The sequence below is a fragment of the Microbacterium sp. NPDC055665 genome, from assembly GCF_053618035.1.
In genome coordinates this window covers 46977-63329 of sequence record NZ_JBSHGY010000004.1, presented here as the reverse complement: position 1 = coordinate 63329, position 16353 = coordinate 46977, and the positions used below count along the sequence as shown (strand labels likewise).

14 protein-coding genes are annotated in these 16353 nt (G+C 67.9%); 8 read left to right on the top strand and 6 right to left on the bottom strand.

The window, feature by feature from the left end:
- Window positions 1–270 precede the first annotated feature (270 nt).
- From ACWGO6_RS11950 to holA, 5 genes are all read left to right on the top strand, one after another.
- Window positions 271–852, top strand: coding sequence for a hypothetical protein (locus ACWGO6_RS11950; RefSeq protein ID WP_136040657.1), 582 nt, complete (start codon window positions 271–273; stop codon window positions 850–852).
- Window positions 852–1391: an RNA polymerase sigma factor gene (locus ACWGO6_RS11945; protein WP_168429519.1), complete on the top strand. Its 540-nt coding sequence runs from the start codon at window positions 852–854 to the stop codon at window positions 1389–1391. Before ACWGO6_RS11950 ends, ACWGO6_RS11945 begins: the two co-directional genes overlap by 1 nt.
- Window positions 1392–1523: 132 nt before the next feature.
- Window positions 1524–2039, top strand: a complete 516-nt coding sequence (locus ACWGO6_RS11940; RefSeq protein ID WP_452326922.1) for a response regulator transcription factor — start codon at window positions 1524–1526, stop codon at window positions 2037–2039.
- Window positions 2040–2241: 202 nt separating this feature from the next.
- Window positions 2242–4605, top strand: a complete 2364-nt coding sequence (locus ACWGO6_RS11935; protein WP_452326806.1) for a ComEC/Rec2 family competence protein — start codon at window positions 2242–2244, stop codon at window positions 4603–4605.
- 43 nt (window positions 4606–4648) lie between these two features.
- A complete protein-coding gene (gene holA, locus ACWGO6_RS11930) occupies window positions 4649–5689 on the top strand; it encodes a DNA polymerase III subunit delta (protein WP_452326805.1) in 1041 nt (346 codons plus the stop codon).
- A gap of 94 nt (window positions 5690–5783) precedes the next feature.
- Here the strand turns inward: holA and rpsT are convergent, their stop codons facing one another.
- Window positions 5784–6044 carry a 30S ribosomal protein S20 gene (gene rpsT / locus ACWGO6_RS11925; protein WP_017830351.1) on the bottom strand — a complete coding sequence of 87 codons (261 nt, stop codon included), beginning with the start codon at window positions 6042–6044 and terminating at the stop codon, window positions 5784–5786.
- Between the two features lie 222 nt (window positions 6045–6266).
- Between rpsT and ACWGO6_RS11920 the strand changes: the two genes are divergently transcribed.
- Entirely contained in the window at window positions 6267–7637 is a 1371-nt protein-coding gene (locus ACWGO6_RS11920; protein ID WP_136042880.1) for a GH1 family beta-glucosidase, read from the top strand.
- Window positions 7634–8869, top strand: coding sequence for an MFS transporter (locus ACWGO6_RS11915; protein WP_240745126.1), 1236 nt, complete (start codon window positions 7634–7636; stop codon window positions 8867–8869). The genes ACWGO6_RS11920 and ACWGO6_RS11915 overlap by 4 nt, the downstream gene beginning before the upstream one ends.
- On the opposite strand, the gene ACWGO6_RS11910 is transcribed toward ACWGO6_RS11915, so the two are convergent.
- Genes ACWGO6_RS11910 through ACWGO6_RS11890 form a run of 5 tightly spaced genes read right to left on the bottom strand, consistent with a single transcriptional unit; the run spans window position 8864 to window position 14165 of the window.
- Window positions 8864–9595, bottom strand: a complete 732-nt coding sequence (locus ACWGO6_RS11910; RefSeq protein ID WP_136042879.1) for an alpha/beta fold hydrolase — start codon at window positions 9593–9595, stop codon at window positions 8864–8866. The two genes, ACWGO6_RS11915 and ACWGO6_RS11910, sit on opposite strands and share 6 nt — an antisense overlap.
- Before the next feature lie 42 nt (window positions 9596–9637).
- Window positions 9638–10216, bottom strand: coding sequence for a PH domain-containing protein (locus ACWGO6_RS11905; RefSeq protein WP_452326804.1), 579 nt, complete (start codon window positions 10214–10216; stop codon window positions 9638–9640).
- Complete coding sequence (locus ACWGO6_RS11900) at window positions 10213–12315, bottom strand: ABC transporter ATP-binding protein (RefSeq protein WP_136042877.1); 2103 nt, start codon at window positions 12313–12315, stop codon at window positions 10213–10215. The genes ACWGO6_RS11905 and ACWGO6_RS11900 overlap by 4 nt, the downstream gene beginning before the upstream one ends.
- The gene (locus tag ACWGO6_RS11895) at window positions 12266–13183 is read right to left on the bottom strand and encodes an ABC transporter permease (protein WP_136042876.1); all 918 of its coding nucleotides are present in this window, start codon (window positions 13181–13183) and stop codon (window positions 12266–12268) included. The genes ACWGO6_RS11900 and ACWGO6_RS11895 overlap by 50 nt, the downstream gene beginning before the upstream one ends.
- 1 nt (window position 13184) lies before the next feature.
- Window positions 13185–14165: an ABC transporter permease gene (locus ACWGO6_RS11890; RefSeq protein ID WP_091036971.1), complete on the bottom strand. Its 981-nt coding sequence runs from the start codon at window positions 14163–14165 to the stop codon at window positions 13185–13187.
- A 367-nt stretch (window positions 14166–14532) separates the two neighbouring features.
- On the opposite strand from ACWGO6_RS11890, the gene ACWGO6_RS11885 reads away from it, so the two are divergent.
- On the top strand, window positions 14533–16263 hold the full coding sequence (locus ACWGO6_RS11885) for an ABC transporter family substrate-binding protein (RefSeq protein WP_136042875.1): 1731 nt from the start codon (window positions 14533–14535) through the stop codon (window positions 16261–16263).
- Window positions 16264–16353 lie beyond the last annotated feature (90 nt).

Below are 16353 nucleotides of genomic sequence, written 5' to 3'. Positions count from 1 at the left end.
GACCCATCGAAGCGATCACTGCAGCTACTGCGATACCGAGGGGACGACTACCGCGGCGGCGCGGCGCCGCTGAACGTGTACGACTCATGGATTCCTCACTTCTCTCAGAGGTCGGAGTTGACCTGCTTCGAGCGTGGAACACGCGCGCGGAGGATGATATGTACCGATGGATACATATCTTGCGTTCTTTGCAGATTTGTCCTGCGCCGCTGCAACACTTCGGCGATGATCGGACATGAGCGGTAGTGAACGGATCATCGGAGAAAACTCATGGACGACACACAGCTCAACCGACTGCTCACCCCGCACGACAAGTGGTCGGAGTCACCGGAGGTTCTTGACGCAATGCTCGAACGCGTCGCCAGGAATGCCGCAGAGCAGCACGCACGGCCCTCGCTTCGCCCGCGTGGCGTCCGCATCGCAGCGGCCGTCGCTGCACTCTTGAGCGTCGGGGCCATAGCGACAGCGGCAGCCGTCTACATCGCTCCGAACTTCACGCCTGATGCCGTCATCCCGATCTCCTACGTCACCGACGAGGGTACAACAGTGGAGTGCACGTACTCGCTCGCCGTCAGGTCGTGGGATGGCACGGACGTCACGGAGGCGAAGGAGTGGATCGCCTCGCATGACTGGACCGGCATCGGCCAACGCGGTTACGACCTCGGCGAGCAGAACCCAGTCTCCGTCGGGGACGGTGACGTCGATCCCGAGCTCACCCAGGAGGACGTCGACCAGATCACAGTGTTCAGAGGCATCGAAAACGCCATTGGGAATGAAATCCCGTTCGAATTGATCAACGAACCCGGTATCGGCACCTCCGGCACTTCGACGTGCACATGGGTGCGGCACTGATGCCCGGCCGTTCCGAGGAGCCCCTCGAGGCGCTGGTGTCGATGTGGAGCGACGACAGGCTCGACCTTCCTGGCTTGATCGATGAAAGCAAGCGGGCACTGTTCGCGTACTTCGTTCGACGGGTCGTCTCCACTGACGATGCCGCGGACCTCACCGGTGAGGTGCTGCTGACCATGTGGCGCAAGGTCGAGGCCATGCCGTCCGACCGCATCGAGGCACGGATGTGGACGTTCGGGATCGCCCGGAAGGTGCTTGCCAACCACAGACGCGCGCTCTCGCGCAGGCGGAAGCTCAACGACAGGCTCAAGGGAGAAGCGCTCATCAGCGGCGACTCCCGCCCTGTGCGCGACGATGTGTGGGAGGCACTCGAGGCACTTCCCACGGGCGATCGCGAGGTCATCCAGCTCGTCCACTGGGACGGGTTCTCCCTCGCGGAGGCGGCGAAGATACTCGGCAGGAAGCCGGCGACCGTCCGCAGCAGGTATGCGCGGGCGCGGGCGAAGCTTCGGGCTGATCTCACCCTCCAGAGCGACGCCTGAGAACGTTCTGCCAGTCGTCGAAACGACGCCTTGCCGAGTACCAGACCCCAGGTGAGCGTGTGTCTGGCATCGGAGTGGTTGACCGATGCCGTGGAGCACGCTCTCCTCGCAGATGGCCACCGGGTGCAGCGTATGGCTGATCCGGAGGTGGACTTGTTGCGCCCGCAAGACCTGCTGGTCAGCGATCCGACAATGCTTCCACCGCGAGAAGCCCGTCGCACAAGGCGTGTGCGCACGATCCTGTTGCACGAGTCCGGGGTGCCATCGACGCATGAGTATCCCGCCTGTGTCTGCCACATCTCGGCAGGAGGCGCCATCCGCGCACTGCTCACGGAAGTGCGAATCAGCATGACGCGCGGGGCATCACAGGCTCTGCTCACACCGCGGCAGTGGCAGGTCCTCACTCACGCAGCACAAGGGGCGACGAACCAGGACATCGCTGAAGCGCTCGTCATCTCCGTGGGAACTGTCAAGCGGCATCTCCACGACGCCTACGCGACGTTGCAGGTCAGCACTCGACTCGAAGCCGTTCGCGCCTGCGGCCTGTTGACCCCGCCGCCTCATCACTCTCGCGTGACACGTCCACGGGTATCTGTGGGGCGAGAGATGCGAACGACCGAAGAGATGCGAGGGGTCGTCCACCGATAACCGAACGGGGCGCAACTCGCCCGTCGGCGTCGGCGTCGGCGTCGGCGTCCGCGATAGCCATGTCTGCCATTCCGGTGCCTTCTCGCGACGTCAGCGGCCGTAGCGAGGTTCTGTCTCTGCACCAGTGGTGATTGGCTGCGGTTGTCCGCAGCTCGCGGGCTCGCGGTGATGTCTGGTCGTTGCGCTCTCGTAGCGTGACGGGATGTCGCAGCCAGGAACCCGCGCGGAGCAGCCGAGACCGAGCCTGAAACGGCGCGATCTGCGGTTGCTGCCGTTGCTCGCGGTGGTGTGGGTGGCGGCCCTGCTGTGCGTCTTCGTGCCGAGGTCCTCGTGGTGGATGGTGGGCGGCTGCGCCATGGGCGCGGTGCTCATGGTGCTCGCGATGTATCGGAGACGGGCACTGCGGCTTCACGGCGGCGGAGGTCTGGCCGTGGTGCTTCTCGCGGCGATGGCAGCCACCGGCCTTGCTGTCGCACTCGCCCTTCCCGCGCGTGCGCAGGCCGCCGACTGGTCCGGGCGAGTGGCGGAGGTGAGTGCGGAGGTGACTTCGTCGGCGTCGATCGGTCGGGACGGACGACTGTGGTTCGATGCGCAGACGATGACCATCGGCACCCGAGATCGACCAGCCGCGCTCACTGCGCCGGTGCGCATAGGAGTCGAGCCGGGCGACGGCTTCGATCTCGGTGCCCGGGTTCGAGTGGTCGGACAGGTGCGGACGACCGATGCGGGTGAGCGCTCGGCCCTCGTCGTCTTCGCGAACGAGACCGAGGTCGTCGAGCCCGCCTCCGGAGTGTTCGCCGTCGCGGCGAGCCTCAAGCGCGCTTTCGTGGAGCGGTCCCTGCGACTCCCCGAGCCCGGCGCAGGCCTTCTGCCGGGCCTCGCGGTCGGCGACACCCGTGCTGTGAGCGCGGAGTTGAACGACGACATGCGCACGAGCGGTCTCAGCCACCTGACCGCGGTGAGCGGAGCGAACTGCGCGATCGTCGTCGGCGGTATCTTCTGGTTCGCCGCCCTGTGCGGAGCCGGGCGGGCACTGCGGGGGGTCCTTTCCGTGCTGGGTCTGGCGGGATTCGTCGTCCTCGTCACGCCGGAACCGAGCGTGATCCGTGCAGCGGTCATGGCGGCGGTCGGCATGCTGACCGTGCTGCTCGGCCGCCCGAGTGCCGGCGCGGGCATGCTCTCGCTGTGCGCTGCCGGGATTCTCGTCGCCGACCCGTGGCTGGCGGCGACTCCGGGGTTCGCGCTGTCGGTCGCCGCGTCCGGTGCTCTGGTCATGCTCGCGCGACCACTCGCCGGCGGGCTGGCGCGGATCATGCCCGGACCGGTGGCGCTGGCTCTCGCGGTCCCGCTCGCTGCGCAGTTGGCGTGCGGCCCGATCATCGCTCTCTTCGCCGAGCAGCAGTCGCTCATCGGCATCGCCGCGAATCTCATCGCCGCACCCGCGGCGCCGATCGCCACCGTGGTCGGCCTGCTGGCCTGCCTGGCGGCTCCGCTGCCGACTCTCGCGGATCTGCTGGCGTCGTCCGCCTGGCTACCGTCAGCGTGGATCGCCACCACGGCGACCACCGCCGCACGGCTGCCCGGAGCACAACTGCTGCTGCCCGCGGGAATCGGCAGTGCACTGCTCGTGGCTCTCGTGAGCGTGTGCATCGTGGTCGTCGTCATCAGATTCGGTCGACAGAGCAGGGAAGCGGCGACCGGGCGTGGGGGACTCATCGTGCAGCGGGCCGCGGCCGCGGTCCTGATCGTCGTGCTCTCGCTCGCCGGCGCCCGGGTGCTCCTCGACGGACCGCTCGCCACGGCGATGGCGCCCGACGGATGGTCAATCGCCGCGTGCGACGTCGGGCAAGGCGACGCGTTGCTCGTGCGCTCGGCGACGCGGGCGGCGCTGATCGACACGGGGCCGGCTCCGGAGCCTCTGGCGGCGTGCCTGAGGTCCCTCGGCATCGGGCACATCGATCTCCTCGTCCTCACCCACTTCGACCTCGATCACGCCGGCGGGGTCGCCGCCATCCGAGGGCGGGTCGACGCAGTGCTGCACGGTCCGGTCGCAGAGGGAGGCGATCGACGTCTCCTCGAGGAGCTCAGCGGGGGAGGCGCACGCGTCGAGGAGGCGTGGATGGGACAGCGCGGCATGCTGGGGAAGGCCGCCTGGCGGGTGCTGTGGCCGGTGCGGGGTTCGGCTGCCTTCCCCGACGGCAACGACGCGAGTGTGGTGATGGAGTTCGACGGGGGAGAGGTGCCCCGATCCCTCTACCTCGGCGACCTGTCGGCAGCTCCCCAGCGGATGCTGCTGCGCACGGCTCGGCTCGGACGCTACGACGTCGTCAAGGTCGCCCACCACGGCAGCGCGGACCAGGATGCGGGTCTCTATGAGGGCGTGCAGGCGCGCGTGGCGCTGTTCAGCGTCGGAGCGGACAACGACTACGGCCATCCCCGCGGCGAGACCCTCGACCTCGTCTCGGCGGGCGGAGGGCAGGCGCTGCGCACGGATCAGCACGGACGCATCCTTCTCGGCGTCGGAGACGGCGAGCTGCAGGTGTGGACGGACAAGCCACTGCCCTGAGCGCGCGGGCAGCGGTGTCGGCGACCGCCGGTAGTCTGGATCCATGGCAGCCTCGCGTCCCCCTTCCCGTGGCGGTGCGAAACCCACGAAGATTCCTCAGGTCTCCTGGCGAGAGCCTCATCCGGCTCCGATCGTGCTCGTCTCCGGGCCGGAAGAGGTCTGCGCCGAGCGCGCGATCGCCGGCGTCCGCGACTACCTCCGTGCCGAAGACCCCGCCCTCGAAGTCAGCGACGTGCGGGCCGACGACTACGCGCCGGGAACCCTGCTGTCCCTCACGTCTCCATCCCTCTTCGGCGAACCGCGGCTCGTGCGCGTCTCCGGCGTGGAGAAATGCTCCGATGCTTTCATCCAGGAGGCGGTGTCGTACCTCGACAATCCTCAGGAGGGGGCGACGGTCATACTGCGGCACACGGGGGCGAGCGTGCGGGGCAAGAAGCTGCTCGATGCCGTCCGCGCCGGAACCGGCGGAGGGATCGAGATCGCCTGCCCGGCGATCAAGCGCGATGGCGACCGCGTCGACTTCGCCGCGGGCGAGTTCCGCACGGCCAAGAAGCGCATCGCGCCGGCGGCCCTTCGCGCGCTGGTCTCCGCGTTCGCCGATGACCTCACCGAGCTGGCTGCGGCCTGCCAGCAGCTCATCGGAGACGTCGAGGGTGACATCTCCGAAGAGGTCGTCACCAAGTACTACGGCGGCCGGGTTGAGGTGTCGGCGTTCGTCGTGGCCGACACGGCGATCGCCGGCCGCTACGGCGAGGCACTCGTCGCACTCCGCCATGCGCTGTCGTCCGGAGCTGATCCGGTGCCGATGGTCGCGGCCTTCGCGATGAAGCTCCGCACCATGGCTCGGGTCGCCGGAAACCGGGAACCGAGCAGGCAGCTCGCCCAGCGCCTGGGCATGAAGGACTGGCAGGTCGATCGTGCCCGCCGCGACCTCGCCGGCTGGAACGAGCGTTCGCTCGGGATGGCGATCCAGGCCACGGCGCGCGCCGACGGTGAGGTCAAGGGTGCGGCCCGCGATCCGATCTTCGCGCTCGAGCGCATGGTCACGGTGATCGCCACTCGTCGTCCGTTCGGCGAGGAGTAGCCGCGCGTCCTCACTCTGCGGATCGCCCGGCGCTCCGGAGACACGAAGAAGGCCCGCCCCGATAACGGGACGGGCCTTTCTCAGAAGCTTCCGCTCAGAGAGAAGCGACCTGCTTGGCGAGAGCCGACTTGCGGTTCGACGCCTGGTTCTTGTGCAGGACACCCTTGCTGACGGCCTTGTCGAGCTTGACGGCGGCCTTCTTCAGCGCGGCCTCGGCTGCTGCCTTGTCGCCGGCGGAGACTGCCGTGCGAGTCGTGCGGATGACCGTCTTGAGCTCGCTCTTGACGGCCTTGTTGCGCTCGCGCGCCTTCTCGTTGGTCTTGTTGCGCTTGATCTGCGACTTGATGTTTGCCACGTGTGGACGCTTTCTGTACAGGAGTGTTCGGAATGCCGGCAGCAGAAGAGGGCTGCTGCACAGCGGTCGTGAGGGAAGAACCCACACGCAAGCCAAGAGTCGAGTCTACCAGCAGAGGGGGTGATCACGCGAAACGGCAGACGGATCACGATACTCCGTCGCGGATCTCCTGGAACCGGGTGCAGAATCATCACTATCCCGACACCGCTGTCAAGGAGCCACATGACCCCCGAACACGTTCCTCCGTCCGTGCCCGCAGGCCTCCGCTGGTCCGCAGCGACGTCCGCCTTCCAGATCGAGGGTTCGCGCCCGACGGGGGCCGTCGGTCGCTCCATCTGGGACGACTTCCTCGAGAGACCGGGCGCGATCATCGACGGGTCGACCGCGGATCCCGCGTGCGACAGTTATCGGCATCCCGAGGCCGATGTGGCTCTCGCCGCGGGGTTGGGGCTGGACCGCTACCGGTTCTCCATTCCGTGGGCGCGCGTGCAGCCGGACGGCCGGGGTGCGGGGGACGCGGGCGCGCTCGACCACTACTCGCGGCTCGTGGACCTCCTGCTGGAGGCGGGCGTCGCACCGTTCCCGACCCTCTTCCACTGGGAGATGCCGAGTGCGATCGAGGCCGACGGCGGCTGGCTCGAGCGCGACACCGCCGAGCGCTTCGCCGAGTACGCGAACATCGTGGCCGACCGTCTCGGCGATCGCGTGAGGCAGTGGTACACGATCAACGAGCCGGCGATGACGACGCTGCAGGGGTACGCGGTCGGTACGCTCGCCCCGGGACGACAGCTGCTCTTCGACGCGCTGCCGACCGCCCACCACCAGCTGCTCGCCCATGCCCGCGCCGCCTCGGTGCTGCGGGAACGAGGTGCCTCCACCGTCGGTCTCGCGAACAACCACACGTGGGTTCTGCCGCTGCACGATACGGCCGAGGACCGCGAAGCCGCCGCCGTCTACGATCTGCTCCACAACCGGGTCTTCAGCGCACCGCTCCTCGACGGCGCGTACCCGGACCTCGAGTCGCTCGGGCTTCCCCCGATGCCGGTGCGCGACGGGGATCTCGAGGAGATCGGGCGGTCGATCGACTTCTACGGCATCAACTTCTACAACCCCACGACCGTGACGACTGCCGCTGCCGGGAGCCCCGTGCCGTTCGACATCGTGCCCACTCCTGGCGTTCCGGTCACCGGCTTCGGGCCGGAATGGCCGATCATGCCCGCAGCCCTCCGCGATCTCCTGATCGACCTGCACGCACGGCATCCGCATCTTCCCCCGGTCGTCATCGCCGAGAACGGAGCGGCTTTCCCCGAACCCGCTCGCGCGGGCCGCATCGACGACACGGACAGGATCGAGTATCTGGCCGGTCACCTCGCGGCTGTCGGGGAGGCGGTGGACGCCGGAGTGTCTGTGGAGGAGTACACGGTGTGGTCGCTGCTCGACAACTGGGAATGGGCAGACGGCTACACCCAGCGGTTCGGGCTCGTGCACGTCGACTTCGAGACGGGCGAACGCACGCCCAAGGCCTCCTACGACTGGTATCGGGACGTGATCGCGAGTTCGCGCGCAGCGGCCGCGACGGCGGTGGCGAGTTGAGCGAGACCACGGGCACCCGCACGGTTCGAGCGGGAACACGATGGATGTCGCTGTTCACGCTGGCGTGGCTCGCGATCTGGACCGTGCAGCTCACACCCGTGCAGCTGCTCCTTCCCCTGCAGCTGGACACCCCGGAAGACGACTGGATCCGCGGTGTCGTCTCTTCCGGGCTGGTGCTCGGAATCGGCGGGCTCGCCGGCATCATCGCCGGTCCTGCCGCCGGGGCGCTCTCCGATCGCGCGGCCGCGGGGCGCCACCGCCGCCGCCCGTGGGCGCTCGGCGGAGTTCTGTTCACCGCGGTCTGCCTCGTCCTGACCGGATACGCCGAGGGTCCGTGGGCAGTCGGCGCCGGGTGGGTAGGGGTGTCGATCGGCGTGGCCGTCTCGTCCGCAGCCTTCACCGCCCTCATCGCCGACCAGCTGCCGTCGACGCAGCGCGGTGCGGCCTCCGCAGCAGTCGGTTCCAGCCAGGCGGTGGGGATCGTGCTGGGAGTCGGGCTGGTCGTCCTCCTCGGTCTCGGCATCCGCGACGGCTACCTGCTGCTCGCCGGAGTGATCGCGGTCGTCGGATCGGCGGCCGCGCTGCTCCTGCCCGACCCTCCGAGCGTCGAGGCCATGCGACCGAAGCCGGTGGGTCGTCGTCGGCTGGCATCCCTGCGCGACCGGGACTTCGCCTGGATGCTCTCCGGTCGCCTGGTGACGAACATCGGCAACGCGCTCGGGACGGCGCTCTTCCTGTTCTTCCTGCTGCACGGCCTCGGCCAGCCGAGTGCCGTCGCGCAGGACAATCTCCTGCTGCTCATCGTCGTTTACACCGTGTTCGTGGTGATCGCCTCCGTGGTCACTGGCATCGTCTCCGATCGCACGGGAAACCGGCGCACGCTCGCGGTCGCCGCCACCGTGGTGCAGGCAGCATCGGGCGTCGCGATCGCGCTGGTGCCGACGTTCGAGATGACGATGGTGGCCGCGGCCCTGATGGGCCTCGGTTATGGAGCCTTCTCGACGGTGGGACTCGCTTTCGCTGCCGACCTGTTGCCCGACGAACAGGACCATGCGCGCGACCTCGGGATCGTGAACGTCACGGCCGCCCTCGGCCAGCTGATCGGACCGGTCCTGGGGGCAGCGCTGGTCGCTCTGGTCGGCGGGTTCTGGCTGGTCTTCATCGCCGCGGCGGTGCTGTCCCTGGTCGGCGGGCTGCTCACCGCGTTCGCCCGGGAGCCGAAGCGCTCATGACCGAGCCGGCTCCTGCTCCACCGTCGCGATCGCCACCTGCACCACCGCGTTGAAGATCCGCGGACGCATGGCCGTCACCAGATGGGTCGTGCGCGGAACGACGATCAGCTCGGCATGCGGGGCGAGGCGACGGAAGAGCGTCTCGTTCAGTCGCAGCTGGTCGTACTGACCGTTGACGAACCAGAGGGGGATCGTGATCCGGGGGACGGCGGTGGCGATGTCGAGGGTCGCGAGGCTGCGGAGCGCGGCATCCTGCGTGTCGAGCGCATAGCCGCCCGCGGCGAAGTCCGACCGCGTCTCGGCGGGGATGGTGGCCTCGAGCATGCGCGCCGTGAGCCACATTCCGCGGTCCGGCAGCGAGTCGACGGCCCTGGCGAACAGTCGGTAGGCCCGGAGTCCTGCGCCGCGGGGGAGCGAGGTGCACGCTGCGGCGACCAGAGCGGCGACCGGCGGCTTGTCCGCTCCGCCGACATAGGCGAGGCAGAGCAGGCCTCCCATCGAGTGACCGACGAGCACGACGGGCCCCTTCTCAGCCGCTGCTCGAACCGCCGCATCGATCGTGTGCAGCGCCTCATGGAGCGTGAAATCCTCGCCCATCCGGGTGCCGTGCCCCGGCAGGTCGACGGCCGTGGCGGCGTAACCGTGAGCATCGAGATAGGCGAGCTGCGCGCGCCACATCGTGGCGGACGTGCGGATGCCGTGCACGAGGACGATCTGTGCGCTCACGCGTTCAGCATAGGATCTCGGCGCCTGCTCCGAGACTCCTCGTCAGAGAAGCAGTCCTGCGGTCGTCACCCCGAGGGCCAGGGCCAGGACGATCGCGAGGAGCGGTCGCCACGCGATGCTCACGGTTCGCGAGTCCGAACCTGTCGGTGCACGCCCGACGTCGTCGCGCGCCCGGTCGATGGCTTCGACGACCCCGACGAAGGCGCGGGAGCGGTTCGGCGCCGACACGTCGGCATCCCGGTCCCGGCGCGGCTGGACGGTGGGTGAACCCCAGGCGCGGATCGTGGTGCCGTCCGTCAACTCGACGACGAGCTGGTATCGCACTTGAAGCGCGGCCACCTCGCGCCAGGGGATGGTGTGCGTGCGGAAGACGTTGACCACGCTGAGCGTGGAGGGCGCGACGATCAGGCAGGGCCGGATCAGCAGCATCCAGCACACCAGCAGGACGAAGCCCATCCATGGCAGGGAGAGGAGCACGATCGCCCACTCCGCGCGGATCGCCGCATCGATGAGGAGGTACGCGAACAGCGCCGCCAGCACACCGCTGATCCACCAGCCCGATGCGCCGCGGACGACGATGCGCTCCGTGCCGCGCCCGCTGACGCCACGACGACCGATCACGCGGTCTGCAGGATGTCCTGCTCCGCCCAGTGGCAGGAGACGTCGCGTCCCTCCACGGGCCGCAGCTCCGGCGACCTGGTCTCGCACTCGGCCTGCTGCTCCGGAGGGAGGATCGCGTAGAGCGGGCACCGCGTGCGGAACGCGCAACCCGTGATCGTCTCGGTCGGCGACGGCAGGTCTCCGGAGAGGAGGATGCGCTCCCTTGTGCGCTCGATCTGCGGGTCGGGGACCGGCACGGCCGACAGCAGCGCGCGCGTGTACGGGTGGCGCGGGTTGCTGAAGATCTCATCGACGTCGCCGTACTCGATGATGCGCCCGAGGTACATCACCGCCACGTCGTCGGCGATGTGACGCACCACGGCGAGGTCATGGGCGACGAACAGGTACGAGAGCCCGAGCTGCTGCTTCAGGTCTTCGAGCAGGTTGATCACGCCGGCCTGCACCGAGACATCGAGCGCCGAGACCGGCTCGTCGAGGACGAGGATCTTCGGCTCGACCACGAGGGCGCGGGCGATGCCGATGCGCTGGCGCTGCCCCCCGGAGAACTCGTGCGGGTAACGACGGGCATAGCTCGGCTCGAGGCCGACGAGCTCGAGCATCCGGCGCACGCGGCGCGAGATCTCCTTCGCCGGGACGTCGTGCACCGTGAGCGGTTCGCCGATGAGTTCCTCGACGGTCATGCGCGGATCGAGTGAGGCCGCCGGGTCCTGGAACACGATCTGGATGTCGGTCCGGAGCGCGCGACGCTGGGCCGGGGAGAGTGAAGCCGTGTCGATGCCGTTGACGGCGACCCGCCCCGACTGCGGCTTGGCGAGCTCCATCACCTCCATGACGGTGGTCGATTTGCCGCAGCCGGACTCGCCGACCAGGCCGAGGGTCTTGCCGCCCTCCAGCTCGAAGCTGACGCCGTCGACCGCACGGACGGTGCCGATACGACGGCGGAAGACGGTGCCCTTGGTGAGCGGGAAGTGCCGCTTGAGGTCTTCGACCTTGAGCACGGTGCCGCGGGTCTCGACCTCGCGCACGACCTCTTCCGCAGGCGCCGGCGGGGAGAAGACCTCGTCGCGGGGGAGGCGGCCGTCGACGATCTCGGTCGCGCGGATGCACGCCGCGGCCTGCATCGGGGCAACCGGAACCAGGTCCGGTTCGATGTCGTGGCACGCCGAGATCACCGCGGGGCAGCGATCGGCGAACGGGCAGCCGGTGGGGATCTCGGTGAGCAGCGGCGGACGGCCCTCGAGCGGTACCAGCCGCGCCGACCGCTGGTCGACCATGTTCGGCATCGACCGCAGGAGACCGATCGTGTACGGCATGGCCGGGCGGGCGAACAGGTCGTCCACGGGGGCGGTCTCGACGATCCTGCCCGCGTACATGACGGCCACGCGGTCCGCGTTGCCGGCCACGACGCCGAGATCGTGTGTGATGAGCACCACGGCGGCGCCGGTGATCTCCTTGGCGGTCTGGAGCACGTCGAGGATCTGCGCCTGGATGGTGACGTCGAGCGCGGTCGTCGGCTCATCGGCGATGATCAGCTTCGGGTCGTTGGCGATCGCGATGGCGATCATCGCACGCTGGCGCATGCCGCCCGAGAACTCGTGCGGGAACGACTTCACGCGTCGGCGGGGCTCCGGGATGCCCACGATGTCGAGCAGCTCGACCGCGCGGGCCTCCAGCGCCTGGGTGCTGAGTCCCGGCTGGTGCAGCTTGAGGCCCTCGATGATCTGCTGGCCGATCGTGTAGACCGGCGTCAGCGCCGAGAGCGGGTCCTGGAAGATCATCGCGATGTCGGAGCCGCGCATCTTCGACAGCTGCCGGTCGGTGGAGCCCAGGAGCTCGGTGCCGTCATACGTGATCGAGCCGGATACCTGGGCGGTACTCGGGAGAAGGCCCATGACCGCCATCGACGACACGGACTTGCCCGAACCGGACTCGCCGACGATCGCCAGGAACTCTCCCCGGTTGACCTCGTAGTTGACGCCGCGCACCGCGTGGACGGTGCGGGCCTTCGTCTCGAAGGTGACGTTGAGGTCGCGGACGCGAAGCAGGGGTTCAGGCACGGTTGTTCTCCGAGGTCGGGTCGACGGCGTCACGCAGGGCATCTCCGAGCAGACTCGACGCGAGCACGGTGGCGACGAGGATGATCGCCGGCGGGATGAAGAGCCAGGGACGGGTGGTCGCCGCGGCGCTTCCCGCAGCGAGCAGCGTGCCGAGCGACACGTCGGGCGGCTGGATGCCGAAGCCGAAGTAGCTCAGCGTGGTCTCGGCGAGGATCGCGGCGCCGACACCCAGCGTCGCGTCGATGATCAGGAGCGAAGCCACGTTGGGGATGATGTGCCGGCGGATGATCGTGAAACCGCCGACGCCCATGAAGCGCGCCGCCTTGACGTAGTCGCGCTCGCGCAGCGACATGGTCTGACCGCGGATGACCCTCGCGAGCACCATCCAGCCGAAGAGGGGGAGGAACACGACGAGCGCGACCCAGGCCAGGTCTTTGAACAGGGGGCTCAGCAGGACCAGGATGTAGAAGCTCGGCAGCACGAGGAGCAGGTCGATGATCCAGACGATCACCCGGTCCCATGCCCCGCCGACATACCCGGCGATCGCGCCGACGAGCCCGGCGATGATGGCCGTGACCGGTCCGACGATGAGGCCGATGAGCAGGGACTTCTGCAGGCCGGCCATCGACTGGGCGAAGATGTCCTGGCCGATCGTGTCGGTGCCGAACCAGTGGTCGAGGCTCGGACCCTTGTTGAACGACAGGTAGTCCTGATCGGTCGCGGACCACGGGTAGAGCAGCGGGCCGACGTAGGCGAGCAGGAACATCAGCACGAGCACGCCGGCGCCGATCCAGGCGCGCTTGGTCGAGAAAGTGCGGACCAGGATCAGCCGCCACCGGGGGATCGACGGAGACTCCTCGTTCTCCGGCTCGAGCGGCGGAGCGTCGAGCTGTGTGGGATCGAGCGTCATGTCACATCCTCACTCGGGGGTCGAGGGCCGCGTAGAGGACGTCGGCCAGCGTGCCCGCGATGAGCACCAGGATCGCGGCGAACAGGATCGAGCCTGTCGCGGCGTTGATGTCGTTGTTCGACACGGAGTCGATGAGATATTCGCCCATGCCGTGCCAGCTGAAGATCTTCTCCGTCACGGCCGCGCCCGCCAGGATGGTGCCGAACGAATAGGCGAAGAAGGTCGACATGGGGATCAGCGCGACGCGCACGCCGTGACGCATGATGGCGGATCCGCGGGTCCGCCCCTTCGCGCGTGCCGTACGGATGAAGTCCGAGGAGAGCACGTCGAGCATGGCGCTGCGCTGGTACCGGGAGTAGGAGGCCGCCGCGGTCACGGTGAGCGCGATCGTGGGCAGCAGCAGATGCGCTATTCGATCGCCTATGACGGGCCAGAACCCGGTGACCCCGACGCTGTACTCGCCGGTGAAGTTGATGAGCTGCTGACCGGACGCGTTGTTGACCCAGGTCGCGCCGATCATGAGGAGCACCGCGATCACGAAGATCGGGGTCGCGAGCACCGTGAACGACGCGTAGGTGATGATCTGATCGCTCGCGCGGTACTGCCGGATGGCCCCCCACACGCCGAGCAGAATTCCGAAGACCGCTCCGAGAATGGTGCCGATGATGAGAAGTCGGAGGCTCGTGCCGGCACGTTCGATGATGTCGGCCGTCACCTCGGTGCTGCGAGTGGAGATCCCCAGGGAGCCGGTGGTGACGAACTGCACGAGCCAGTCCCACATGCGCTGCAGCAGGGAGACGTCGGGGTTGACGCCCATCTTGTCGAGCGCCGCGTCGATGCTGGACTGCGGGACGGGGGGATTCTTGCCGAGGAACCGTGCCGCCGGCTGAAGAGTGGTGGAGACGAGTGCGTAGCCGGCCAGGGTGGCGATGACGGTGAGGATGAGATAGTTCACCAAACGCTTGGCGATGAATCCGATCATGGAGCTCCTTCGGCGCGGGATCGCCGCGCAGCCGACATCTGTTGCGGCCTCGCTACTCTAGGCACCCGAGACCGTCTTTCCAAAACGCCGGCATATCCCCTTCGATCGCCGGCAGGCTCCCCATGTTGCCATGTTCACGGCGGTCGGGCCGACGCGACGCGATGTCAGCCACGGCGCGACCCCGTTTCACCCCGCACGACGATGCGGTTTGAACGACAACTAGGTAACGATCCGGACAACACGGGCCTGACATGCCGGTGTACGGGGCGATCATCGATGATGTTGCTCCATAGCCGGTCGCTGTCTTCGGTCTCCGGTTCGGACGAGTCCTGTGCAGTCTGCACGAAACGATAGAAGGGGGAGATCGATGAAGTCGAACTCCAAGAAATGGGCGGCCCTCGCCGGAATCGCCGGCGTCGCGCTGGCGCTCTCTGCGTGCGCGCCCGCTACGAACGGCGGAGGAGACGGCGACGGCGGTTCCTCGCCGGAGGCGCTTCCCGCGACCGGCTGGGTCGCCGCTGACCGCGACGCCATCAAGGACGGCGGCACGCTGAACCTGCCGCTCGACGAGACGCCGGCCAACTGGAACCTCTACAACCTCGATGCCGGCACCGTCGACGACAACACGATCTCGAGCCTGTTCACCCCCGGCTTCGTGGTCATCAAGGAGGACGGCAGCTGGGAAGCCGACCCGAACTTCGCCACGTCGGTCGAGCTGAAGAGCGAGGACCCCCAGGTCGTCGAGGTCAAGGTCAACCCTGACGCCGTCTGGTCCGATGGCACCCCCATCGGTGTTCAGGACTTCCAGGGCCAGTTCAACGCCCTCAACGGCAAGAACGAGGCGTTCGCCCCGACCTCCACCAACGTCTGGTCGGACGTCGCCTCGATCGAGGCCGGCGAGAACGACCAGGATGTGCTGATCACGTTCGCGAACAAGAACGCCGACTGGCCTTCCATCCTCGGCACCGGCACGATCTACCCCCGCTGGCTCACGGCGACCCCGGAGAGCTTCAACACGGCATGGGCGAACGGTCCGTTCGCTGCCGACGGCTCGACCTACGTCTCCGGCGGTCCGTTCATCGTGAGCAAGTTCGACGCGACCGGCAAGACGATCACGTTCGAGCCGAACCCCACGTGGTGGGGCGACAAGCCGAAGCTCGACACGATCAACTACAAGGCCACGGACCGCTCGACGGTCGGCCAGGCGTTCGCCAACAAGGAGTTCGACGCGATCCCGATCAACTCCAGCGTCGACACGCTCGAGTCCGCGAAGGCACGCTCCGACTCCGAGATCCTGAACTCGAAGGGCGTCACGTACAGCCACGTCACGCTCAACGGCACCGCCGGCGTGTTCGAGGACGTCGCCGTCCGTCAGGCCTTCGCGAAGTCGCTCGACCGTCAGATCATGGCTCAGGCCGTCATCGAGCCGCTGGGCGTCGAGCCCGAGGTCCTCAACAACCTCATCTTCCTCAACGGTCAGAACGGCTACGAAGACGACAGCGCGGACATCGCGTTCGACGTCGACGCCGCCAAGAAGCAGCTGGAAGACGCGGGCTGGGTCGAGGGTGACAAGGGCATCCGCGAGAAGGACGGCACCAAGCTGACCGTTCGCCTCGTGATCCCCTCGGAGACCCCGAACTCGGCGATCCTCTCGCAGCAGATCCAGCCGATGGCCGCCAAGGCGGGCTTCGACGTCAAGATCGACACCGTCCCGTCGGCAGACTTCTTCACGAAGTACATCACGACCGAGACGCGTGACTTCGAGGCGACGATCTTCGCGTGGCAGGGTACGCCGTTCCCGATCTCCTCGACGGAGTCGATCTTCAGCCCGGCCGACTCGGGTCAGAACTTCCCCGGCGTCGCGGATGAGCGTCTGGATGGTCTCTGGACGGAAGCCAACGCTGAGCTCGACCCCGAGGCACGTCTCGAGATCGCCAAGGAGATCGACAAGATCATCATGAGCGAAGCCGTGACGATCCCGCTGGCGGCACGTCCGAACCAGTACGCGATCGCCGACGGTCTCGTGAACTACGGTCCTTCGCAGTTCGAGTCGACCACCGGCACGAACTTCTGGCAGAACGTGGGCTGGGCCAAGTAAGCCCCGTTCGCACCACACACTGGGCGGTCCCCTCGGGGGCCGCCCAGTGTGCTTTCCCGGCGGAGCATCACGCGAATCGGGGTTTGCCGC